21 protein-coding genes, 4 pseudogenes and 1 CRISPR repeat array are annotated in these 19,496 nt (G+C 37.7%); of the genes and pseudogenes, 7 read left to right on the top strand and 18 right to left on the bottom strand.

Annotated features, from left to right (window positions below; translation table 11 throughout):
• Positions 1-375: 375 nt before the first annotated feature.
• A pseudogene (locus PR675_RS03200) lies at positions 376-1,368 on the top strand (chitinase); the annotation flags it as partial.
• 789 nt (positions 1,369-2,157) lie between these two features.
• Here the strand turns inward: PR675_RS03200 and PR675_RS03205 are convergent.
• Positions 2,158-2,760: a DJ-1/PfpI family protein gene (locus PR675_RS03205; protein WP_014658147.1), complete on the bottom strand. Its 603-nt coding sequence runs from the start codon at positions 2,758-2,760 to the stop codon at positions 2,158-2,160.
• Positions 2,761-3,355: 595 nt separating this feature from the next.
• On the opposite strand from PR675_RS03205, the gene PR675_RS03210 reads away from it, so the two are divergent.
• A complete protein-coding gene (locus tag PR675_RS03210) occupies positions 3,356-3,694 on the top strand; it encodes a hypothetical protein (protein ID WP_014658146.1) in 339 nt (112 codons plus the stop codon).
• Between the two features lie 775 nt (positions 3,695-4,469).
• On the opposite strand, the gene PR675_RS20980 is transcribed toward PR675_RS03210, so the two are convergent.
• On the bottom strand, positions 4,470-4,736 hold the full coding sequence (locus PR675_RS20980) for a death-on-curing family protein (RefSeq protein WP_072197223.1): 267 nt from the start codon (positions 4,734-4,736) through the stop codon (positions 4,470-4,472).
• A 706-nt stretch (positions 4,737-5,442) separates the two neighbouring features.
• Here PR675_RS20980 and PR675_RS03220 point away from each other — a divergent pair.
• A complete protein-coding gene (locus PR675_RS03220; protein ID WP_060561331.1) occupies positions 5,443-6,099 on the top strand; it encodes a CPBP family intramembrane glutamic endopeptidase in 657 nt (218 codons plus the stop codon).
• A 218-nt stretch (positions 6,100-6,317) separates the two neighbouring features.
• Here PR675_RS03220 and PR675_RS03225 read toward each other — a convergent pair whose 3' ends face one another.
• The 4 genes from PR675_RS03225 to PR675_RS03240 all read right to left on the bottom strand — a co-directional run bounded on the left by PR675_RS03225 (position 6,318) and on the right by PR675_RS03240 (position 9,848).
• Complete coding sequence (locus PR675_RS03225) at positions 6,318-6,452, bottom strand: hypothetical protein (RefSeq protein ID WP_272582662.1); 135 nt, start codon at positions 6,450-6,452, stop codon at positions 6,318-6,320.
• Between the two features lie 1,134 nt (positions 6,453-7,586).
• Positions 7,587-8,099, bottom strand: a complete 513-nt coding sequence (locus tag PR675_RS03230) for a hypothetical protein (protein WP_053110725.1) — start codon at positions 8,097-8,099, stop codon at positions 7,587-7,589.
• 838 nt (positions 8,100-8,937) lie between these two features.
• Positions 8,938-9,327, bottom strand: coding sequence for a VOC family protein (locus PR675_RS03235; RefSeq protein WP_014658143.1), 390 nt, complete (start codon positions 9,325-9,327; stop codon positions 8,938-8,940).
• A 245-nt stretch (positions 9,328-9,572) separates the two neighbouring features.
• On the bottom strand, positions 9,573-9,848 hold the full coding sequence (locus PR675_RS03240) for a MafI family immunity protein (RefSeq protein ID WP_004918836.1): 276 nt from the start codon (positions 9,846-9,848) through the stop codon (positions 9,573-9,575).
• Positions 9,849-9,919: 71 nt separating this feature from the next.
• Between PR675_RS03240 and PR675_RS03245 the strand changes: the two genes are divergently transcribed.
• Positions 9,920-10,141 (top strand): hypothetical protein, encoded by a 222-nt coding sequence (locus tag PR675_RS03245; protein WP_014658141.1) that lies wholly within the window; start codon positions 9,920-9,922, stop codon positions 10,139-10,141.
• A gap of 59 nt (positions 10,142-10,200) precedes the next feature.
• Here PR675_RS03245 and PR675_RS03250 read toward each other — a convergent pair.
• The 3 genes and pseudogenes from PR675_RS03250 to PR675_RS03260 all read right to left on the bottom strand — a co-directional run.
• A pseudogene (locus PR675_RS03250) lies at positions 10,201-10,904 on the bottom strand (IS256 family transposase); the annotation flags it as partial.
• 128 nt (positions 10,905-11,032) lie between these two features.
• Entirely contained in the window at positions 11,033-11,611 is a 579-nt protein-coding gene (locus tag PR675_RS03255) for a YcxB family protein (protein WP_060561333.1), read from the bottom strand.
• Positions 11,612-11,725: 114 nt separating this feature from the next.
• Positions 11,726-12,169 carry a hypothetical protein gene (locus PR675_RS03260; protein ID WP_400494665.1) on the bottom strand — a complete coding sequence of 148 codons (444 nt, stop codon included), beginning with the start codon at positions 12,167-12,169 and terminating at the stop codon, positions 11,726-11,728.
• Positions 12,170-12,361: 192 nt separating this feature from the next.
• Here PR675_RS03260 and PR675_RS03265 point away from each other — a divergent pair, with 192 nt between their 5' ends.
• The gene (locus PR675_RS03265; RefSeq protein WP_053110726.1) at positions 12,362-12,982 is read left to right on the top strand and encodes a tetratricopeptide repeat protein; all 621 of its coding nucleotides are present in this window, start codon (positions 12,362-12,364) and stop codon (positions 12,980-12,982) included.
• Between the two features lie 86 nt (positions 12,983-13,068).
• On the opposite strand, the gene PR675_RS03270 is transcribed toward PR675_RS03265, so the two are convergent.
• Both PR675_RS03270 and PR675_RS03275 read right to left on the bottom strand, forming a co-directional pair.
• On the bottom strand, positions 13,069-13,476 hold the full coding sequence (locus tag PR675_RS03270) for a hypothetical protein (protein WP_071243406.1): 408 nt from the start codon (positions 13,474-13,476) through the stop codon (positions 13,069-13,071).
• A 122-nt stretch (positions 13,477-13,598) separates the two neighbouring features.
• Positions 13,599-14,606, bottom strand: a complete 1,008-nt coding sequence (locus PR675_RS03275; protein WP_060561334.1) for a terminase small subunit — start codon at positions 14,604-14,606, stop codon at positions 13,599-13,601.
• A 103-nt stretch (positions 14,607-14,709) separates the two neighbouring features.
• Between PR675_RS03275 and PR675_RS03280 the strand changes: the two genes are divergently transcribed.
• Positions 14,710-15,099 carry a hypothetical protein gene (locus tag PR675_RS03280; RefSeq protein ID WP_060561335.1) on the top strand — a complete coding sequence of 130 codons (390 nt, stop codon included), beginning with the start codon at positions 14,710-14,712 and terminating at the stop codon, positions 15,097-15,099.
• A gap of 8 nt (positions 15,100-15,107) precedes the next feature.
• Here PR675_RS03280 and PR675_RS03285 read toward each other — a convergent pair whose 3' ends face one another.
• The 4 genes from PR675_RS03285 to PR675_RS03300 form a co-directional block, all read right to left on the bottom strand.
• Positions 15,108-15,536, bottom strand: a complete 429-nt coding sequence (locus PR675_RS03285) for a lysis protein (RefSeq protein WP_060561336.1) — start codon at positions 15,534-15,536, stop codon at positions 15,108-15,110.
• Between the two features lie 17 nt (positions 15,537-15,553).
• Positions 15,554-15,946 carry a M15 family metallopeptidase gene (locus PR675_RS03290; RefSeq protein WP_014658135.1) on the bottom strand — a complete coding sequence of 131 codons (393 nt, stop codon included), beginning with the start codon at positions 15,944-15,946 and terminating at the stop codon, positions 15,554-15,556.
• Entirely contained in the window at positions 15,939-16,250 is a 312-nt protein-coding gene (locus PR675_RS03295; RefSeq protein WP_167537612.1) for a phage holin family protein, read from the bottom strand. Before PR675_RS03295 ends, PR675_RS03290 begins: the two co-directional genes overlap by 8 nt.
• Positions 16,251-16,397: 147 nt before the next feature.
• On the bottom strand, positions 16,398-16,559 hold the full coding sequence (locus tag PR675_RS03300; RefSeq protein ID WP_163767551.1) for a helix-turn-helix domain-containing protein: 162 nt from the start codon (positions 16,557-16,559) through the stop codon (positions 16,398-16,400).
• Positions 16,560-16,705: 146 nt separating this feature from the next.
• Between PR675_RS03300 and PR675_RS03305 the strand changes: the two genes are divergently transcribed.
• Positions 16,706-17,038, top strand: coding sequence for a hypothetical protein (locus PR675_RS03305; RefSeq protein WP_014658133.1), 333 nt, complete (start codon positions 16,706-16,708; stop codon positions 17,036-17,038).
• A 314-nt stretch (positions 17,039-17,352) separates the two neighbouring features.
• Here the strand turns inward: PR675_RS03305 and PR675_RS03310 are convergent, their stop codons facing one another.
• The 3 genes and pseudogenes from PR675_RS03310 to PR675_RS03320 form a co-directional block, all read right to left on the bottom strand.
• Positions 17,353-18,132, bottom strand: a complete 780-nt coding sequence (locus PR675_RS03310; protein WP_060561337.1) for an antitermination protein Q — start codon at positions 18,130-18,132, stop codon at positions 17,353-17,355.
• Between the two features lie 45 nt (positions 18,133-18,177).
• Positions 18,178-18,534, bottom strand: a pseudogene (locus tag PR675_RS03315) (Ref family recombination enhancement nuclease).
• Positions 18,503-18,868 (bottom strand): annotated as a pseudogene (locus PR675_RS03320) (DUF1367 family protein); the annotation flags it as partial. The pseudogenes PR675_RS03320 and PR675_RS03315, both read right to left, overlap by 32 nt.
• 9 nt (positions 18,869-18,877) lie before the next feature.
• A CRISPR array of direct repeats spans positions 18,878-19,145; the repeat unit is 28 nt; unit sequence TTTCTAAGCTGCCTATACGGCAGTGAAC.
• Positions 19,146-19,496: the final 351 nt, after the last annotated feature.

Below are 19,496 nucleotides of genomic sequence, written 5' to 3' on the forward strand. Positions count from 1 at the left end.
TCACAAAGCTAATCGTCACTCGCTTCATAAGTGAAAACCGCGGCATGATACTGACAATAAATATCATCAATATAAATTGGAATAATAGCTATAAATAATATGTAACAATTACTGTCATAATTTATTTACTCTTTAGTGAGTCATTTGAAGATAGCCATTGCTATAAATACGCCTCCACTAATCTGAAAAATTATACATCTAAGAGCAAAACATTCTTTTTTGAAAGCATCCTATATTTTCCAGTCAGCTTGAATTTAATTTATTATTGGCAGGAAAAGGTTTCACCTTACCCTCGTTAAAAAAACGCATTATATCTTTACGCCCACCAATATTGGCGCGTGTGGAATTAATCTTACCTAAAATAACGAGGTTACTATGAGCTCAGATAACATTATCAATACACAAGTCGTAGATGACGCAGCCGCCATGCCGGATATCTCTAATAAAAAAATTATGATGGGTTTTTGGCACAATTGGGCCGCGGGTGCCAGTGATGGCTATCAGCAGGGGCAATGTGCCAATATGAATCTGACAGACATTCCTGAAGAATATAACGTGGTGGCCGTGGCCTTTATGAAAGGCGAAGGTATTCCAACCTTCAAGCCATACAATCTGTCGGATGCCGAGTTCCGCCGTCAAGTCGGAGTATTAAACAGCCAAGGTCGCGCAGTACTCATTTCCCTAGGTGGTGCCGATGCGCATATCCAATTGAAAACTGGCGACGAAGACAAGCTAACTAATGAAATTATCCGTTTGGTGGAAACCTACGGCTTTGATGGCTTAGATATCGATTTAGAGCAAACAGCCATTAGTTCAGCTAATAATAAAACAGTTTTACCTGCCGCATTGAAAAAAGTAAAAGAACATTACGCCGCCGAAGGGAAAAACTTTATTATCAGTATGGCGCCAGAATTCCCATATTTACGTATCAACGGTGCTTATCTAGATTATATCAATGCCCTCGAAGGATATTATGATTTTATTGCTCCGCAATATTATAATCAGGGTGGCGATGGTATTTGGGTTGATGAAACCACGAGCGGTAAAGGTGCTTGGCTCACCCAAAATAGTGACGCAATGAAAGAAGACTTTTTGTATTACCTGACTGAAAGTCTAGTTACTGGTACCCGCGGTTATACAAAAATTCCACCCTCTAAATTTGTTATCGGTTTGCCTGCCAACAATGATGCTGCTGGCTCTGGTTATGTGATTGATAAACAAGCTGTCTATAATGCTTTTGCGCGTCTTGATGCCAAAAACTTGTCGATTAAAGGCCTAATGACTTGGTCGGTGAATTGGGATAATGGCAAGAGCAAGGCTGGTGTGGCCTATAACTGGGAATTTAAAACTCGTTATGCCGCACTACTCTAAAGGAAGCTACCTTGCAGCCGCTGTCACTACAATGTCATTGGCACTGACGGCCTTACTAGCTGGCAGATATAAATGGCCATTTGTGTACGTGAAATGACAATATAAAGAGCCAATGTAAATAGGGTTAGTTATGTTTAAATATTTGGATAAGTATCTAACTTATGTATCTATATTAGGAATTATCATCCCATTTTTATTAATATTTTTCCTGAGAAATCCAAAATCCGTAAGCTTTTTTAGACATTCAATCCTTTTATTGCTAACCCTGATATTGGTACTTTCAGCAATATTCTTTATTCATTTACCGTGTATAGGATCTTTAGTGTTTCTTTAGCAAAGCGCATATACATAAGCCTCACTTCGGTGAGGCTTTATTTTGATGTTTTTGGTTAGTTGAGGGATCACTCAAATACTAATAATCACTGTAGCACATTGTTATATTAATCATCAGCTATGCGCAGTGATAAAAGGGGGTTGATAATAATGCTATCAAAACAGTAATACACCCGATAATATTAAAATAAGCCTTATCAAGGTCATTCATTGAGCAATATGTATAATTAAACACTCACCACGCGGCACCATTTTTTTCTATCAGCCCTGACGTTGTTCATCTATAACTGAACAATTCTGTTTTTGATTTTTCATCAATATTCAAGGTAAAAAATGACATATTTAATAAGAATAGCGATGCTATAGCACAAAACATAACCACCCGCTGAGCAGATGGTTCAGACTATTGCGCAATCCATTTCGCATTTAAAAACCAATAAAACTTATTGTAATTTAGTGTTGGGCTTCTGTAATTGCATTAACAATAATTTGTTCATATAACTCGTGTTGGTTTGCAGGTAATATCTGACGATGCATTTGTCGACGTTTGTCACTATCAAAAAGTTTTTCAGCTATCCACCCCGTTAAATATAAGGCGGATAAACAACCCCCTGCTGTACCGATATTACCACGAATAACCAGAGGCTTATCTTCAACGTCTGCTCCCATATTAATAAACGCATTTCTTGCATCGGGATGTGTCGTTGCTTGAATGTCATTCAATAATCCAAGCTTATGTAAGATAAAGGAGCCTGCGCAAATAGAACCAATGATTTGTTGCTGACTGTTAAGTTTAAAGGACTGCATAAAACTTTTATCGGCAAGTGCATTTGGCACACCTTGCTGACCGCTGCTGAATAAAACGACATCAGCTTGATTTGCAAGTGAGACGTGACCATCGGTTTCGACCTTTTGCCCAAGAGTAGATGTGTGAAAGGGTTTAGTGCCCAACACGCTAACATTCCAATCCTCACGGCAGCGACCAAAAATATCACGCATCAAAAAGTAATCGATATCAGTAAATTCATCAAAAATAATAATAGCAACATTAAACATTTTTATTCCTTATTAAATAAACCGCTATTTCCATGATAAATATTTATGTTGTTAAAGGAAGCGATTGCTGAGAGGGAAGCATTTACGGATAAATTTATATCCGCACCTAAAATACCTTTGTGTATTTGCCTTGCATTTAAGATAGTCATCTATGCTGTCACTAAGCTCAATAATAAAGCGATGCATCGCCTGCCTTCGGCTTCAAATTGACATACGCCACTGTTTAGAGGCTGACTTGGTAGCGTGATAAATTACTTTACAGACAGAATCATTGGCAGGAAATTTCACTAAATACAGTGTACAGATAGGCAATTATCTTACTGAATATTTTAAATCCTTCAAAAAACGATTTGTCATGAAGTGACCGCATTTTGAACGACTATCCAAACACAGTCATGAGTCAATATCGTTCTTTTCTTCAGAAATAATTCAAGAGCTAAACGAACCATAGATCATTATGAACGCCTACTGCTGACAGAAACCTGATCTTCTGTTTTGTCCTCAAAAATTGGAGAGCCAGTTGCTAGGGATCATTCACTATGACGGGTTATAAATATATAGTTATTTAAACCCTGAATTGCTAAAAGGCTTATAAATGAAGAATAAACACACCACTCAAGACTATATGCAGAAATTTATGATAAAACAAAATGAGGTGATAGTCCCTTACTTAAGGCAAGTGATTCATCCTACCGAATTAAAATCAGTATTTTGTATTTATGAGATGATTGAACAAGGTGAAAATATTTATACCTACTTAGTTAATGGAGAGATGGTTGTTATATTTGAAATTTCTCGAATCGACCACTCTATCACTCATGACCGAACCCTCCCTATTCGTGAATACGCTCAAGAAATAAAGGGAAGGCAATGGCATAGATATATCAGGGAATTACAAGCATTCGCTGAGCAAGAAGACTCTCAAGTCAATTAAAATATCACACAATGTATTTATTTGGTGAACATTGTTAGTTAGCGTCATTAAAGAAAGAGGGGCATGCAGTATCGGTTGCACCCTCCTTTGCTCAAGATGATGGCATCCCCCTTTTCTTTATATCTGCATACGTGTAGCGATGTTGCTTTTTGTTGACTTGTTATTTTAACTATTGCTGTTCCCGTATGGCTAGTTAATATAAATCCTATTAAAACTTAAATAAGATTTATATTTTTATATTTGAACGCAATCAACATACGGGAAAGATTTTTGATATAATCGTATATATTTTAGTGATATACCTCTTGTTAACATTATTCTTTATATCTTTTCAATACTGGATACCTTCCCTTTTTAATCAGTATCACTTATTTGCTATTCAAATAAACACTTCTGTCTTACATAATTCTGCGACCTTAAAATCATGTGCTATCTGAATAACCAATAATTTTGTTAGCGAAATGAGCAGGTTGGTCGATGATGGTATTATCTATAGCTGAGGTGATAACACCTTCGACTTTTTTATGCCTAGGAAAATCGCCACAGTGAACTAGTCTATCTTTATCTTGATGATTGAGATGGCTGCTATCTCCGTTTACTCACACAATTGTCTTAAGTCAAAAGGCCTAAATCAGAAACTTAACCAACCATCTCACTCAATAAGCGAATATTCTTTGGTCGCCATTCCATTAGCCATCTCTATGACCTCATTCTTTGGGGTAGTTAACTCATAACCGTTAAGCAGTAGATAAACACAACTCGCCATCATAGCGGTTCATTTATTCGCATTAGTAACCGGGTGGTTTCTTATCCAGCTTTTAATTAAAGATGAAACAAGAACAAACATATCATCTGTTTGCTGGTAATAGTTCACATGACTTGAACTTGATTGGGATAAACTAAGATCATTGAAGTTCAATACTTCTACTTCTATTGGCTCATTAAGAGTTTGCAGCACTATCAATACGCTGTTGATACTTTTTAAGTCATCAACTGACAGATAAGTAATTCCTGCAACAAATTTCTCTGAGATATTCAGCACTCACTTTACCTTAGCTAATTTTCCATGTTTTTTTCGTGGCAAGCAAAACCAAGGTCAAATGCATTTTTAATTTACTCATCCTGAGTGGATTCTTGCTCGTGGCTAGCCTTGGTATTGCGATTTTACTTTTATTACGAGCAGGTATATTTACTTTTGCAGTGCGTGCCCCACATCAACATCATTGTAAGCCTACGAGCTATACACCATATCTAGATATATGATAGCTATTACTCCAGATAAGAGTGAAAGTTAACTTTTATTAAGCTAATAGCATTGTTTTACATTATCATACGTATCATTCTCGCTCTGGGAGATTAGCACCGCCTCATTACAGACGACGATATTTTGTTAGTGCGTTACTGATAAACCGTTTAGCCCATTCTTCCTGCCAAGGAAAGAGCAGTAAATGGAATATACGAGGGTAAGCCACGCTCAGGATTACGTGGGTCGTTAATCATCCCCCAATCAATGATAAATTGGGCTGGATTGTCTTTGTCACATGCTCATCATGCAGGAAATAGCTCAGTATTTTTAAATCAAATGGGAAGGAGTTGGCTTAGTCAATTCCTTACATTTAGGGGCTATTTAATATAATCCACTTAAGCGCTTCGACAATGGCAAATGAAACAAAACCAATATTTTTTGGTTTTTTATTGGTAATACATTAAAATCAACGTTTATAAACAACAAAACAATGTGGATAATAATGATATCTATGGACAGAGTTCTACACAGCTTGGTCTGCGTCAGTTTTTTTGTAGGTTGGTACTTAATTCAGTATGCCTTACTGGCATTTCCTGGAATAACCACCTATAACGATGCCTTAGCCGCTTGGCCCCTATTTACGATTCTATTTATCTTACCTTATTCCCTGTTCTCTCGAGCATATTACCAGAAACAAACCGGGCTAATGCCTTTCGGCACAGTACGATTTTCAGATCTCAGGCTTCCAATAATAGCAATGGTCATATTATCTGTTGCAACTATGTTTTACGGAGAAGATGAAACATCGATACTTGAGATGCTCGCCCTATCACCATTGCATCAGTTTATTCTGGTCGTGTCAGTCGTTTTCGCAGCGCCAATTATTGAAGAAATTATTTTCAGAGGCTTTTTACTGAATGCCGGAATGGGCTACGGCCCAAATGGCAAGCATGTGATGATTATTATCACCTCTGTACTATTTGCAATGATACACCATCAATATAATTCACCTGCCACATTTATTATGATTTTTGTGATGTCCGTTATTTTTTGCCATGTCAGAATTCAGACTAATTCGCTTATGGCACCAATTATTTTGCATATGATTAATAACGCCGTGGCAATGCTTTTATTGTTTCTTTTAAACGACACCCCCTAAGGGGCATCCTGCCCCCCACTTAAATGTGACTAACACATTTTTATTTAAAATAATGGTGCTTACCCCTACGGAAAACAGGTTCAATTTAGTTTCTGCAGATAAGCACCATTTATCTAAATTACTCCTTAAAAATGCATAAATTCTCAGTGAATAAAACGTACGTAAAATAGGTGTTTTTGCATAACCTATTTTTTCGCTCAAACGGCTATTTCCAGTAATTAACCCATTAGTTTTTTATAAGCGTCAGCAACCTCTTGTGAAGTCATGTTTGCAATTTCAGTTTTAATAGGTTCGCCGCCTTTACTGGTTAATTCAGTTCGGGTTTTCACCATCCCTAAATGTTGTGTGGCCATTTTAAGCGCATCACCTTAATAGCGAGTGATCACCTCAACGCCAAACTTCCCCTCCTTCCCTCCACAAATAACTGGCAAGATGCACCGGCTAAAGTCCTCCAATCCGGTTTAGCCATCGTGTTTATCTTCTTCGCTGATTAAAAAGCCTACTCATAAAAATAGATTTTTGATTGTCCCACTGTCACGTCATTTCTTCTATCCACAGCAAACGCTACTGTGATATGCCAGAAAAACAACCTAAACGGTGGTATTCATTGTGTTTGATTCTCAGTATGCGCTCACTACATAAGGAATATAGATAACACATGAGGCAGCAACAATGCGCCGCACTCCTCTTATTTAACATGACTGTTTCCATAAATGAAAAAACCACTAGCGATTAGCTGATGGCTATAAATATTTAACTTATGTATACTGGCAACTTCGATTGAACAGGAACTTATCTATTATGGCTGACTTAGGAGCTGCTCTTTTTACTGCATTCATTGTTTCGTTTATTTCATTCACAGCCATAGCCCTTTATATGGATCATAAATATAAAGGTGATACTTCTATGTCTGGGTGCCTTTACTCATTTTTTGCTTCATTTTTTATTCCATTAATTATTTTTGTTACCGTATTTTTGTATAATTTCTCCTTATGAAACCTGTATCGCAAGATTAGGAATACATTATGGCTTTAGTCCCCATTATCTTAGGTATTACTACGCTCATTCTAGGTCCCGTGTTGCTCTTGATTATTTGGCTGTCGTTTAAAGGGATAAGTTCCAAGCCAATCAACAAAAATGACAACAAATCTAGCATTGCCATTGATCTGCTTAATATGTTTCGTGTATTAGTTGGTCTATCTGCCATTTTTTTACTGATTTTTATTATCTTTTTCTTGATTACTTCATTGAATTATTAATTAAGCACTTCGTTCTAGTGTGATCTTGCAACCCTTTAATCATTCGCTCTCTGAGTAACCAATGATTTCGGATAGCAGAGTCAAGTAGGTCGGGCGGTTGCCCATCATTCAATCCGGAGACGGTAACACTTTTGTATATAGAAAAAAGACCGCACTGAGAGGCCTCTTAAAATCAGTCACTTGGAATATCAAAAAATTAATCTTATTTAGTTTTATGTGCAGAAATATCTAATCTATTTCTGGATCAAATATTTCACATCCTGTACGCCAGATAGCGAAGTCCTCACCTTTATAATGATAGCTTTCTCGTAGCACTTTTTTTTCTTCGAAATAACTAATACCACGCTCAATATTACTTTCGTTTTTGCTATAAGCCTGCATTATTCTATACCCTTTCACACGCGGAACATTATCATCAATAAAATAGGTGTATTCACTTCCCCAAGGGTCCGTCCATGTTATAGAGCCTGATTCTATTACGAATGTCTTTTTATCATCAACCTCAGAGGTTGCATTGTCGAAATCCAGCGACCATAATCTTTCTTTCTTATTTACTTCTACATCAGGAACCTTCTGTGATCTTTCACATTCAATTTTGATTGGTTTTGCATATGATGAAACTGAAAAAATAACCGCGAATATCATTGATAGCTTGATAGTATTGTTAATCACTAAGTAGTTCCTTATTTTTAATTTTCCAGTCTGTTCAAATTGCTTAGTTTCTAAGTCAGCTCTAATCATTTTAACGACCATTGCTATTGATAATATACTTCATAATATACATAGATACATATGTACAACAGTAGCAGTACGCTTTATTTAACGATTTTGTGGTAAACCACAGCTGTTAGGTCTTTATTATCTTCCATTGAAAATGTTGCATGTTTAATTCAAGGTCCAGCTTTTTCATTTGTATCTTCGTGTATTTCATCCAACCATACGTTCCAATTATCATTGGAAGCAGCTTCATTACGCCTAGAAACAACAAGAATAAATAATTCCTTTATTTTGTCCTAATCTGTAATGTTCGTTTTAGCCAATATTTTACTTATATTAGTCAAAACTACATACAAACGCTACTCGAAAATATTGAGTATTAATGAAAGAACTGTACTCTTTCATTTAAATAACGCAATTAAAAAATTTGCGCATAAATCCGCCAATATACGCTAGTAAAAGGGATCTTGGGCAACATCATCCGACCCCAAATCTATCAAGATACTTCGCTCTAAGAATTTATCATGCATAAAATTTATATTCTGAATGGGCATCTGAAAATATCATGAAGCATGATTTTCATCGCAAATAAATTCATTTGGTCATTTAATAATAAAGGTTATTTTTATTGCCAACGCGGGGACTAGCAATTTGATATAATTAATTTTTAATTATTTTAAAAGATAGATTGAATGCCCCTTTTTATTCCCTACATACATTTTTCTGGCTATCTTGTGAGCACGATTATCATTCTATTATGCTATGATAGGGTTTATTACGAATGTTGCATAAGTATCATCAATAATCAATTTATTGCAGATACTGAAACGCCAAGCAAAGATAATCTTAACCGTGTAATACACTAGCCCCATTTTCCGTTCTGTAGAACAACTCTATACCCATCACAATCACTGAATGTCACTCCCTCAATATCCCAATATGGATTAAATGATCTCACTCTATTAAATCCTGCATTATCCATTTTCAAACAAACATCAAGCCACTCTTCTCGATTTGGGATATACAGCACCAATAAATCCTCATTTGTAGGGGATGGTGATACGGGGTGCTCATGGCATTCCGTAAATTCAATATGCCAACCCAGCTCTACTTTTCCTAACATGCACCCACTAAAACCATCATGATTTGAAAATGAGCCAATTATTTCTAGCCCTAGCCCACCGCAATACATTTCACGACTTTTTGTTAAATTGCTCACTGGCCTAGCTATTCGAAAATGCTGAAAATTCATGATTACCACCTTCGTTTAGAGTTTTACGCTAACCTAATTATTCATTAACAACAGTAGCGCCTTGTCAAATATTGAACTATTAACCCAAAAATAGTTTTCATCTGATAGGTGTAACTATTAATGAGTTTTATCTACTAACGGTCAATTTGACCACCTGAAACCTTAATGTAGCACTAGGGTAATTTTATGATAACGTATTGATGTATATCCTGAGTGCTTATTTGCACTGTGGTTATTCAATTTTTTCACCTCACAATTAAGTCTTTCGTATCTAGCTGGATATTTAATTCTTCTGCTATTTCGATGAAGGAATTATATTCATCATGAGTAATCACTACATCGTATTCTTCGATATAATCACGTAACGTTTCTAAAGCTAAAGGACTTTCACAATAATTAACATATTCGACCGCGAACATAACTCGCTCTAGTGGCAGTCTATCTTTAAGCTTTTCACCCAATTCCATTATCTTTTTGTTAGTTTTCATTTTTGGCCTATCATTTATTTTAAATTTGTCCATCAGTACGAGTTTCCAATTTCAGCATCTCCTAATGTTACAATAACTCATGTTGAATTTATTAGGGTTAATTTATGTCACACAATAGTTCGAGGTCAAAAGCCCTCAACTCTGAATTACCTTTAAATCAAAGAGCATCCCATGTTAGAAGCTGCGCTAATCATGTTTCTGCTAGACTTGGTATAACACGGGAAGAGCTATTTAAAATCACAATGAAAGCGACAGGCGTAGATTTGAATAAGCCAGAAAGTGAAAGTGATCTCATGAAAGCCTTTATCTATTTTGAACAACTTTGATGTACCACTATTTGCCCTATTCTTTCCTGATACAAGGGATAGAAGGAGAACTCTTGAGTATGTGTGATACACAACTGGATACGTGCCTGCGGATACACGGCATGGGGGCCTTTCCGCCCGTCAACGCGCAATGGGGATATCATTCAGACCACGTTTTTTCAGCTCTGTCAGCATATTAAGCCAGAACTTTGCACCTTCATTTTCGGTCTGCCACATATTTAATAGCTCTTTCTGGCCTTCGATATTGATACCCAGTGCTAGAAATGCGAATTTGTTAATGACGAGGCTGTTCTGCTGTGCTTTTAGGAAAATACAGTCAAGGTAAACAATGGGATAGACAGTATCAATTGACCAATTCTGCCATTTAACAACCTATTCCATCGCAGCATCAGTGACCTTTGAGGCCATCTCCGGCGAAACATCGGCGCTATAGCGCTCTTTGAAGGCAACAGCAACCTCACGGGTGGTCATACCTTTGGGCACAGCAACAGGATCTGGTTATCCATATCGATCTATTTTTCACCAATTGCGGTTCGAAGGAGTCGTTACAATCGCGGAAAGTGCGCACCATCGCCAGTAGAAACTGTCTTTGTCGAATAGCTGTTGCGGGCACTGACGCTTACTCTAGACTGGTTTTTATCATAGCCGATGTAGTAAGTCATTTCAGCATTGAGCGCTGCTTCAATACTGATTTTTTCAGCAGGCGATCGAACTGGTTGAGATCTTCAAGGGTTTTGAGATTTTCGACCAATTCGTTAGCCAGAGCCTATAATTGTTTTTCGTCCATAAAACAACCTGCTTTTGATGTTAGATTGAACATATCAAAATCAGGCAAATACACAAATTTCTAAACAAGCTCATATTACCTTGGCTTATGCTTTGACGGTCTTTTTATTTGGATTTATGGCTAGCCATCTGCTCCCTAACAAACTGATATAACTCTTGAAATTCACCATCTGCTAGAGCACTCGCTGGGATAACGGCTCCTTCACCATCAAAAGCAAAAATAAACATGTATTCTTCCTTGATATAGCATTCTTCTATATTTTGCCAAAATACCCTTATTAGAGTACCTTTCATAATACTGTCTATATATTTCCTATTAATTTTAATCTTAACTAGTCTGTCAGGATTACTTTGTTCTTTTTTCTCGTTTTTTTCTATGTAACGCTGCTCTATGCGAAATGTTATATACAGACATATCAATGAGATAATCAAGCCACAAAAGGAAAAAAAACCTAAGTCTTTAAGAACAGAAAATTCATCCAAAACTGAATAAGCCTCATATCCAATTATTAATAATACGCCCCCTAATGCAATCGATATCATTGAAAATATATTCCATAGCCTAGTGAATAACCTGTATGGCATTTTTTCTTTATCTATAACAACAGGCTGTTGTATTAGCTTTTGTATTTTCTCTACTTCCAATCTCGATAGTGAAAATTGAATCTGATAACGGCTTTTCATCAACCTTAGTTCCTTAATTAATCATGGAAAGTAAGCACCGGAATCAACAACGTGACTTGATGCTTAAATGCAATTTATTATTTATTGTTCCATTCCGCCAGCTTTTCTCTGCTACTATTTAGGGGTTGAAATATCTTGTCGGGAGTTGGTTGTCGCTGACAGTGAGGCATCAACTAAAGTGGGTCGTTCAAGGAAAGCGGCTTCATCCACAATATAAAAACTGGCACGATCCCCTCGCCCAATACCATCACCACACTCACCTGATATGATTGAGTCAGTATGAGGAAATTTTATTCTCATGTGGGGTGCATCTTTGGTTCTATCCCAACCGAAACGAAATTCAGCCGGTAGATAAGACATAAAGATACGGGCTTTTTCTAGCAACGATTTAGGCACGCCAATTTTATCGACGTACTCTTCTTTACGGCTACCGATACCTACGCTGATTCCGCGATTAAAATTACATACCGTACAAGCCAGACCAACTGTTAACCAACTCATTCCCATATCACGTTTTTTTTCCGTAACGCCTGGCTCCTGTGATTTCCATCGCTCCATTCGCCATTCAAACACCTACGTATAGCCAGGATTTTTAAAATCAAATGGAAATGGGATTGGCATAGTAAATTTCTTATCGTCATTACGCACTGCAAATCAAGCACCCATAATTAGTTAAAATCGATTGATAAGCTTAAAAATATCACTTAAGTTAGATAGAATAAATATAATCTTATAAGGAAATAAATTACGATGAACAAACTCGCTCTTTCGCTAATAATATCATATTGTTTTACCATTCCGTTCGCTCACTCCAAACCATTCAACTACGATGGGACTTATGGATCCGGCCTCGTCGCATTTACAGTTGTTAGCTTGCAAACTGCTATTGAAGGAACACCGGAATCTTACTACTTGCTCGGTGGCGCTTATGAATTTGGTATCGGGACAAATGTTAATATGACCGCAGCAATTAAAGCATTTGAAAAAGCCGCAGATTTGGGTTCTCTAAAAGCATTAGAGAAGCTTGGTTATATATACCACTACAGTAAGAACTACCCACATGACTACCAAAAAGCTTTTAATTATTACGAACTAGCAATCAAGAGAAACTCAGCTGAAGCATACTATGGTTTAGGCACTCTTTTCTTACATGGTAAAGGTGTTGATCAAGACGCTATCATAGCAGAACGTTACATTCGCAAGTCTGCTGAGGCTGGCTTTCCTGAAGCACAACTGGCTTTATCAATATTTTATGACCGAGGTTTTGTGGTTCCCAAAGATAAAAAGATGGCAAAATATTGGTCTAATGAAGCAGAAAAACAAGGCGTCTCTTTTTCTACAAGGCAAATGGAATATTCTATTCAAAAGTAACTAATTTGACATAATGGGTCTTATCTACACCCAAAATGTAAGAGCCATTATGTTAAATAGAATGATAATTGACATAATTATCCTGCTTATAGCCCAGGATATAATTGGCCCTCGTCAGCTAAATAAACCTGCGTTAAATACCACCGACCATCCTGAAAAATTAAATGATATTCATGAATAGGTGAATAACCATCTGGTACTAGATATTGCGTTGTGACAACGGCAATATTGTTAGTGTTCTTTACTGACAATATTTTCTCTTTGTTGGGGTCATGGCTTGATTCAGAGCCAAATGCAATAGGCTCTCCTACAAAATCAGGTAATGTATATTTAGTTAATAGTGTACGCCACGCTTTACCCGCTAAATCCATATACTCGTTAGGCTTAGAGTCTCTAAGACTAAATGCCTGATCATTCCATTCCATGTAATCCTGTTGAAACTGTCTAACCAAAATTTCAGGTGACTCATTAAACTTGGCAACAGATTGATTCATAAATAACCCACCCAAAAAAAGAACAGAAAATAAATACAATGCATAAAATCGATATTTAGACATGTTCCCTACCTGCTCAATCCAATATTTAACTATGCCTTTATATCATAATGCCAAAAATCTTACTGCTTTGACTTTGCTCTCAATTGCATAAGTTGCTCAAAACTCAAGTGACTTAAATCGATACCTGTTGATTGAATAGGCCCACCATCAGCACCGGTTATCTCAGTCTTGTTCTTAACCATTCCTAAATGCTGTGCAACCATTTTAAGCGCATCATCTTGATTACGAGTGATCACCTCAACACCAAACTTACCCTCTTTCACACCCGCAAATAAACGACGAGCTGAGCCGGTTAAGTCTCGCGTATCATGAAAATGCGCACGGCCAATACCAAAACCGTTGCATCGAGGGCAATCGGGATTAGGATCAAGCGAATTGTCATAACCGTAACCGCCATTGTCATTTGGTATCTTTTTCTTTTTAGCCCTAGCCTCAGTAACAGCGTCTCCAAACTCTATCACATCGCGCCACTGATAATTAAATCCAAAACCCCAACAATGACGACAACACAATCGACGATATTCAGTTAGTTCATTAACGTCTGCGGTCGCAATATCCCACCACATTTTTAATACAGCATCTTGGGTTATCTCGGTTCTGCGTTCTCGCTCTGCTAGCGCGTCCGCGATTGCTCTTGAAACCTTAGCATTTCTTAGCATTCGAGTAGCATTTACATAAGCTGTATTGCCTTCGCCTTTATAACCGGCTCGCTTATATGCAGCAGCTCGATTTAAGTCGATAAGATACTCGTTAACGAATTTGACTTGTGAGTCATTAAGCCCGTAGTTGCGCACATCAAAGGTATTTTCATCATCGTGCGCACTATCATGTTCTCTACTCTGCGCAGTTGGTATTGCGCTATTACATATAGACTCTTTTGCGCATTCTTTTTCGTGCGCAGTGCGCAATTTCTTTTGCGCAGATTGCGCAGCTGGCCTTTTAATATATCGCCTTGCTGTTGCGTAATTAAGTCCCTGGTCTTCACTCCACTCTTTAGGGGGTATTCCTGATTTAGCATGCTCGGTGAGGAACTGTTGCTGTAGCGTCCCCCAATCCGGTTTAGCCATCGTGTTTATCTCCTTAGCTCATTAAAAAGCCTATCAATACAAATAGACTTTGTGATGGGTTATATTGAAAACTGGAAAATCAATTAAATAGAAGGAAGGAATAATGGATACAACTACCGATCTATATAAAAAAGTGAAGGTTGTGAGTAAACGAACAAGTGCTTTTATTGCAACTCTTGCCTGTTATGCCGTCGCTAATGGTTTAGTGTGGTTTCTTGGGATACGAGTTTCATGTAAATATCCAGACCTTACAAATGTAGCTGAACAGGCTTGTGCTTTTTTTATTGCCATATTGTATATAGCGTTTATGTTAGATTTTTGCACTAATTATATCTCATTGAAATATTTAAAATTAGAAAAGAAAAATATAATCCCAATTATCTTATATATTCTAACTATTGCCGCTATTATTCTTGCGTCATGGGCATATATTGCATCTATATACCAACCACTATTTTCCTTTTCAAAAGAAATTTACCAGTGCACTCGATAGCATTAATGCTAAAGACATTGTTTTTTGATGTAATCCTGCAACCCCTTAATCATTTGCTCTGACTCTGCAATTCGCTCTCTGAGTAACCAATAATTTCGGATAGCGGTGTCAGTAGGTCTGGCGGTGATTGCATCATCCAAGCCGGTGGCGGTAGTGCCCTCGGCTTTTTTACAACTGGCTTTGATGTACACCCGCTCAGGATTGCGCTCAGCAGCAATACGCAACTTATCAATTTCAGCTTTTGCATTTGTTAGCTCTTGGGTATGTTTAGTGTCGAGTTCGTGAAGGGAGTTAATGCGCTTTTCGTAGTTTTGAATACTATCAATAAGCTCTGAATTTTCTTTTTTCAGTAGCTTGTTGCTATCGTGAACAGTAACAACCCACCAGCCTAATATCACTACCATGATAAATAGCCAAAATGACTTATCGAATTTCATAATGACCTCTGTAAGCATTAAGCCGGATATGATTTATGTGTTAATTGGAAATGAGGACCATCTTTAAAGCTTTTCCAGTTTCCGCCCCACTCCAGATCGACATTAAGCTCTTTGGCAGCTTGCAACATTGCATCAGCAACTAACTTGAACTTAGACCAATCGTTCCACGGAATTTCACGATTAACCAACGGTGCGCAGTCAACAGCGTGTCCAGTTAAGTGGCGACTATTCATAGTCTGGCTAGCGCCATTTTTCACTAATTGTCGTTGGCGAGCTTCAGTTCGCTTACCTTCGATAACCATAAAATCAATATTGGTTAACTCGATCGCTCGACGGGTCACTTTAACTAAGTCCGGATGAACACCACGTAAATTCTCTTCACTGCGTTTACTGAATTTAAATTTACTCACCTGATACCTTCCTTAAAAAACGCTTTTCAATTGTTTTAATGAGTTCAGCACCAGACCAGCCAGCAAAGCCAGCTGCTCCTCCAGCTATTTCAGGAACCCATTGATAGTAACTAGATGCAAGAAATACAATTGCGCCAGCAAATACCGCAACAATTGCTTGTAAGATAAAAGTCCGCCAGCTGAACCTCTCTCCGTTTAAAACCTTATATGCATAGCTGGCAGCCACGCCGAGCATGGTCATCAATAAGATAAGCACCTCGCGGAACCAGCTATAGTTATTTGGATCTCTATGTGGCATACGCATATCCACCCCCGATGGAGTGTTCCATGATTTAGTTAATAGGTAGCCAACCGCAACGTCATTGCAGTAATTAAACGTGTTAATAGTGATTTGCGGTGGCTGTATACGAAAAAGGCCGCACTAGGCGACCTCTTGGTTAGATGTTTTGCACTATAATAATGAAAGGGTTAGTCTATGCCCCATTGCAATAATAGCTTGATTAATAGTGTCAATTTTAGTTGAGTGTTGAAGATTAAAAAGCCGGGTGATTTCCTGCTTTTTAACTCCCATCTCTCTCGCTAGATCTGACTGTGTTAATTTTGAATCAACCAATCAATCAATCAAAGATACTCACTTAAATACAAAAAACACATTCCATTAAATATTTTAATATTAATTAGCTTTTGTTGCTTTAATTAACTACAGTTAAATTGAATTTCAAAAACTTAGTCTATTAATAAAATTTAAGCGAGGTTTTTATGGAAAGGCGCCGTTATATAGTTTTCAATGTTAAAGGGTTTTCTAGTATATATAATGACTTTGCGGGGGAGGATATTCCTTTTAGGTTAATGCTAGAAAGAGCTAGCGGAGGGACAGAGGTGGTTAATTTAAATCTACACTCAAAACTTGACATGATGTTCTACCAAACACTGCTCTCATATTGCTATGGATCGCCATCTTTTTCAAACCCTAATAATTTATTAGGCCCTAAGTATCTAAGGGCTGGAATTTCGTTAGATGATAGCGGCCTGATTGGCTTTGATATGTCAAACAACATTATACCAGACAATGATGTATATGACGATAATTAATAATTAACAATAAATAATCAACTTTCGATATTTAAGCCATTTGATACTGAATGGCTTTTTTCTTTAATTCATCTAATTACTAACTTTAATCATATAGATATGCTTAATTCAGCAATAAGCCACTTAACAATATCAATAAATTAAACCCACTCGAACTCATCAAACCCCTCAAAATCATCAAACATATATAAACCTCTATAGTGCGAAAAACCCCGCGATTGCGAGGCCTTTAATTGGTTTAATGCGACTAGGTATAGAAAGTCCATTATCAGGAGATAATAAGCCAATTTTATGCAAAAATCAAATTTCTCTGTCTATTTGGTTACTTTGCTAAATGCTTGCTCCGCTATACTTTCCTCAATAAGGCACTTGCGGGATAATTTGTCATAGAAAGGCTTCCAATTGCGTGACCACGATGATTGAGTCAAATCAGGTACTAAGTGCTTTATCGCATTATACGCCACAGACGACGGTACACGGTTGAACCCCTTACCAGCGCAACGAGGGCAATCTTTAAATACAGGCACGCCCTGCAGCTTAGTTTGAATGTCATCTAATACCTTACCTCGCCCTTTGCAGCGGCAACGGTGCGCTATTTGCCCCTTTCCATTGCAAGAAACACATAACTCATCCACCTTTTCATTTTCAATCCATGGCTCAATAACCACTGTTCCGTCTAGTCTCGTTATACCAGGATGTTTGACTACGTCCTTACGCTTATAAATAAGGCCCTTACCGCTACATGCTGAACATGGAAAAACTGAACCTGCTGAACGGGCATAATCTTCAAATGCCATCTTGGCCAGAATAATTAAGCAACAACCCAATTCCTTACCCGCGGCTTTACGAACTAGTTTAGGTGCTACTTTAAGTGCATATTGGGTCAGCGCCTCTACTGTAGAAAATTTATCTTCTTCGCTGATATCATTCTTCGCTAGAAAAGCCGTCATACCGAACTTAGCTTGTGATTCAGTCATCCCCATAGCTGCCATGATATCTGTTCCCGTTATTCGGTCAGGAGATGTACAACCTGCTACATTACCGAATGTAGGTGACTTAGGGTGAAAGTTTTTAAGTGTATTTTCGAGTTTCATTGGTTCACTGCCTATTACATATCAACAATATTTTTTATATGGTCATCAAGTGCGACAAGCACGCAGCTCCATCACTTCTTTTTGGGTTTGCTCGAGTAGTTCTGCTTCTGTGCCGTGAATTTATTGTCACGTCTTGGGTGCTGCATGAAAACCAGTATCGTAGCTAGCACGGTGGTGAGGTGGACATAACGGCAAAACATCTTTGTGGCTAGCTCGTTGAGCCATACCCTGCCCTGTTCGTGTATGATGGATTTCCGCAGGAGTTGCCCCATATCCCATATTGCGGCAGCAAACACAGCCAAGTTCGGCTACATCTGATAACCACTGCTTCTCTTCTTTGGTCTTTGTTTTTGGGTCATTGGTCTTGCCTCTAGGTAAAATCCAATAGTTGGCCAGCTGCATTTTCAGCAGCTTGTTGGGTGGGAAATTTACGGAATAGAATGAAGTTCCAAAGCACATCGAGTGTGGCTTTGTAGAGTTCGCCAAAAGCTAGGCCATCCATTCTTGCAAAGCTGATTGATTTAGCGACACGGCGTAGGCTACCGTCTAGCATTTCAAAAGTTTCATAACGACCAGATTGCTCTACTACCCAATAGCGGAAAGCATCAAAGGATTTGGTTGCTGGGATATTGTGAGCGCGTTTTTGTGCTACATCGTCTAAATAAACATCTGTAGCTGACTGAAGGGCATCATCATTATCGGTGTAGTAAGCAAGGAATTTAACGTAACCACGCACTGCTATCTGTTTCTAAGCTGCCTATACGGCAGTGAACATCAGCAGAACAACAAGCCAACATGTATATATTTTCTAAGCTGCCTATACGGCAGTGAACGAAAACATGATCCAGCAGGTGTAGTACATAAATTTCTAAGCTGCCTATACGGCAGTGAACTGGCGATGTCTTAAATATATTGTTCGCATTTTTTTCTAAGCTGCCTATACGGCAGTGAACTCCCAATCGCAATTTAACGAGTCGTCTTTTTCTTTTTAAGCTGCCTATACGGCAGTGAACTATAAATTATCATGAAAAAAACCATGTTCAACAATAAATTACATCTGATTTTATGAAAAATACCTTCTATATTTCAGTGATTCTTAACACATTGATTTTTAATCAATAAATTTCAAGTGAAAAAATAAAGGGTAAAAAAGAGGAAAACAGTGCATCTTCTATACCCATCAAAATTAATAGTGACACGTTAAATTTGAACTATCTGTGAGACTTTGTGACATCAATTTTAGCCCGTGTCACCCATGAGTTACCCAGCATTTATGAGCCTCACTTAAATAACTATCAGTAGCTGATCATTACCTCCCTTACACATTTTTTATTCAGCGCTACCGAGCGGACACAATGAACAGC

It is taken from the genome of Providencia sp. PROV261 (assembly GCF_028477945.1).
GTDB classification, from domain to species: domain Bacteria; phylum Pseudomonadota; class Gammaproteobacteria; order Enterobacterales; family Enterobacteriaceae; genus Providencia; species Providencia stuartii.

Coding starts and splice junctions, on each gene's coding strand:
- PR675_RS03240 (WP_004918836.1), bottom strand. CDS start 9,848: ATGGACAAATTTAAAATAAATGATAGGCCAAAAATGAAAACTAACAAA.
- PR675_RS03270 (WP_071243406.1), bottom strand. CDS start 13,476: ATGAATCAATCTGTTGCCAAGTTTAATGAGTCACCTGAAATTTTGGTT.
- PR675_RS03265 (WP_053110726.1), top strand. CDS start 12,362: ATGAACAAACTCGCTCTTTCGCTAATAATATCATATTGTTTTACCATT.
- PR675_RS03210 (WP_014658146.1), top strand. CDS start 3,356: ATGAAGAATAAACACACCACTCAAGACTATATGCAGAAATTTATGATA.
- PR675_RS03220 (WP_060561331.1), top strand. CDS start 5,443: ATGATATCTATGGACAGAGTTCTACACAGCTTGGTCTGCGTCAGTTTT.
- PR675_RS03260 (WP_400494665.1), bottom strand. CDS start 12,169: ATGGAGCGATGGAAATCACAGGAGCCAGGCGTTACGGAAAAAAAACGT.
- PR675_RS03305 (WP_014658133.1), top strand. CDS start 16,706: ATGGAAAGGCGCCGTTATATAGTTTTCAATGTTAAAGGGTTTTCTAGT.
- PR675_RS03245 (WP_014658141.1), top strand. CDS start 9,920: ATGTCACACAATAGTTCGAGGTCAAAAGCCCTCAACTCTGAATTACCT.
- PR675_RS03235 (WP_014658143.1), bottom strand. CDS start 9,327: ATGAATTTTCAGCATTTTCGAATAGCTAGGCCAGTGAGCAATTTAACA.
- PR675_RS03285 (WP_060561336.1), bottom strand. CDS start 15,536: ATGAAATTCGATAAGTCATTTTGGCTATTTATCATGGTAGTGATATTA.
- PR675_RS03230 (WP_053110725.1), bottom strand. CDS start 8,099: ATGATTAGAGCTGACTTAGAAACTAAGCAATTTGAACAGACTGGAAAA.
- PR675_RS03310 (WP_060561337.1), bottom strand. CDS start 18,132: ATGAAACTCGAAAATACACTTAAAAACTTTCACCCTAAGTCACCTACA.
- PR675_RS03295 (WP_167537612.1), bottom strand. CDS start 16,250: ATGCGTATGCCACATAGAGATCCAAATAACTATAGCTGGTTCCGCGAG.
- PR675_RS03275 (WP_060561334.1), bottom strand. CDS start 14,606: ATGGCTAAACCGGATTGGGGGACGCTACAGCAACAGTTCCTCACCGAG.
- PR675_RS03205 (WP_014658147.1), bottom strand. CDS start 2,760: ATGTTTAATGTTGCTATTATTATTTTTGATGAATTTACTGATATCGAT.
- PR675_RS03255 (WP_060561333.1), bottom strand. CDS start 11,611: ATGAAAAGCCGTTATCAGATTCAATTTTCACTATCGAGATTGGAAGTA.
- PR675_RS03225 (WP_272582662.1), bottom strand. CDS start 6,452: ATGGCCACACAACATTTAGGGATGGTGAAAACCCGAACTGAATTAACC.
- PR675_RS03280 (WP_060561335.1), top strand. CDS start 14,710: ATGGATACAACTACCGATCTATATAAAAAAGTGAAGGTTGTGAGTAAA.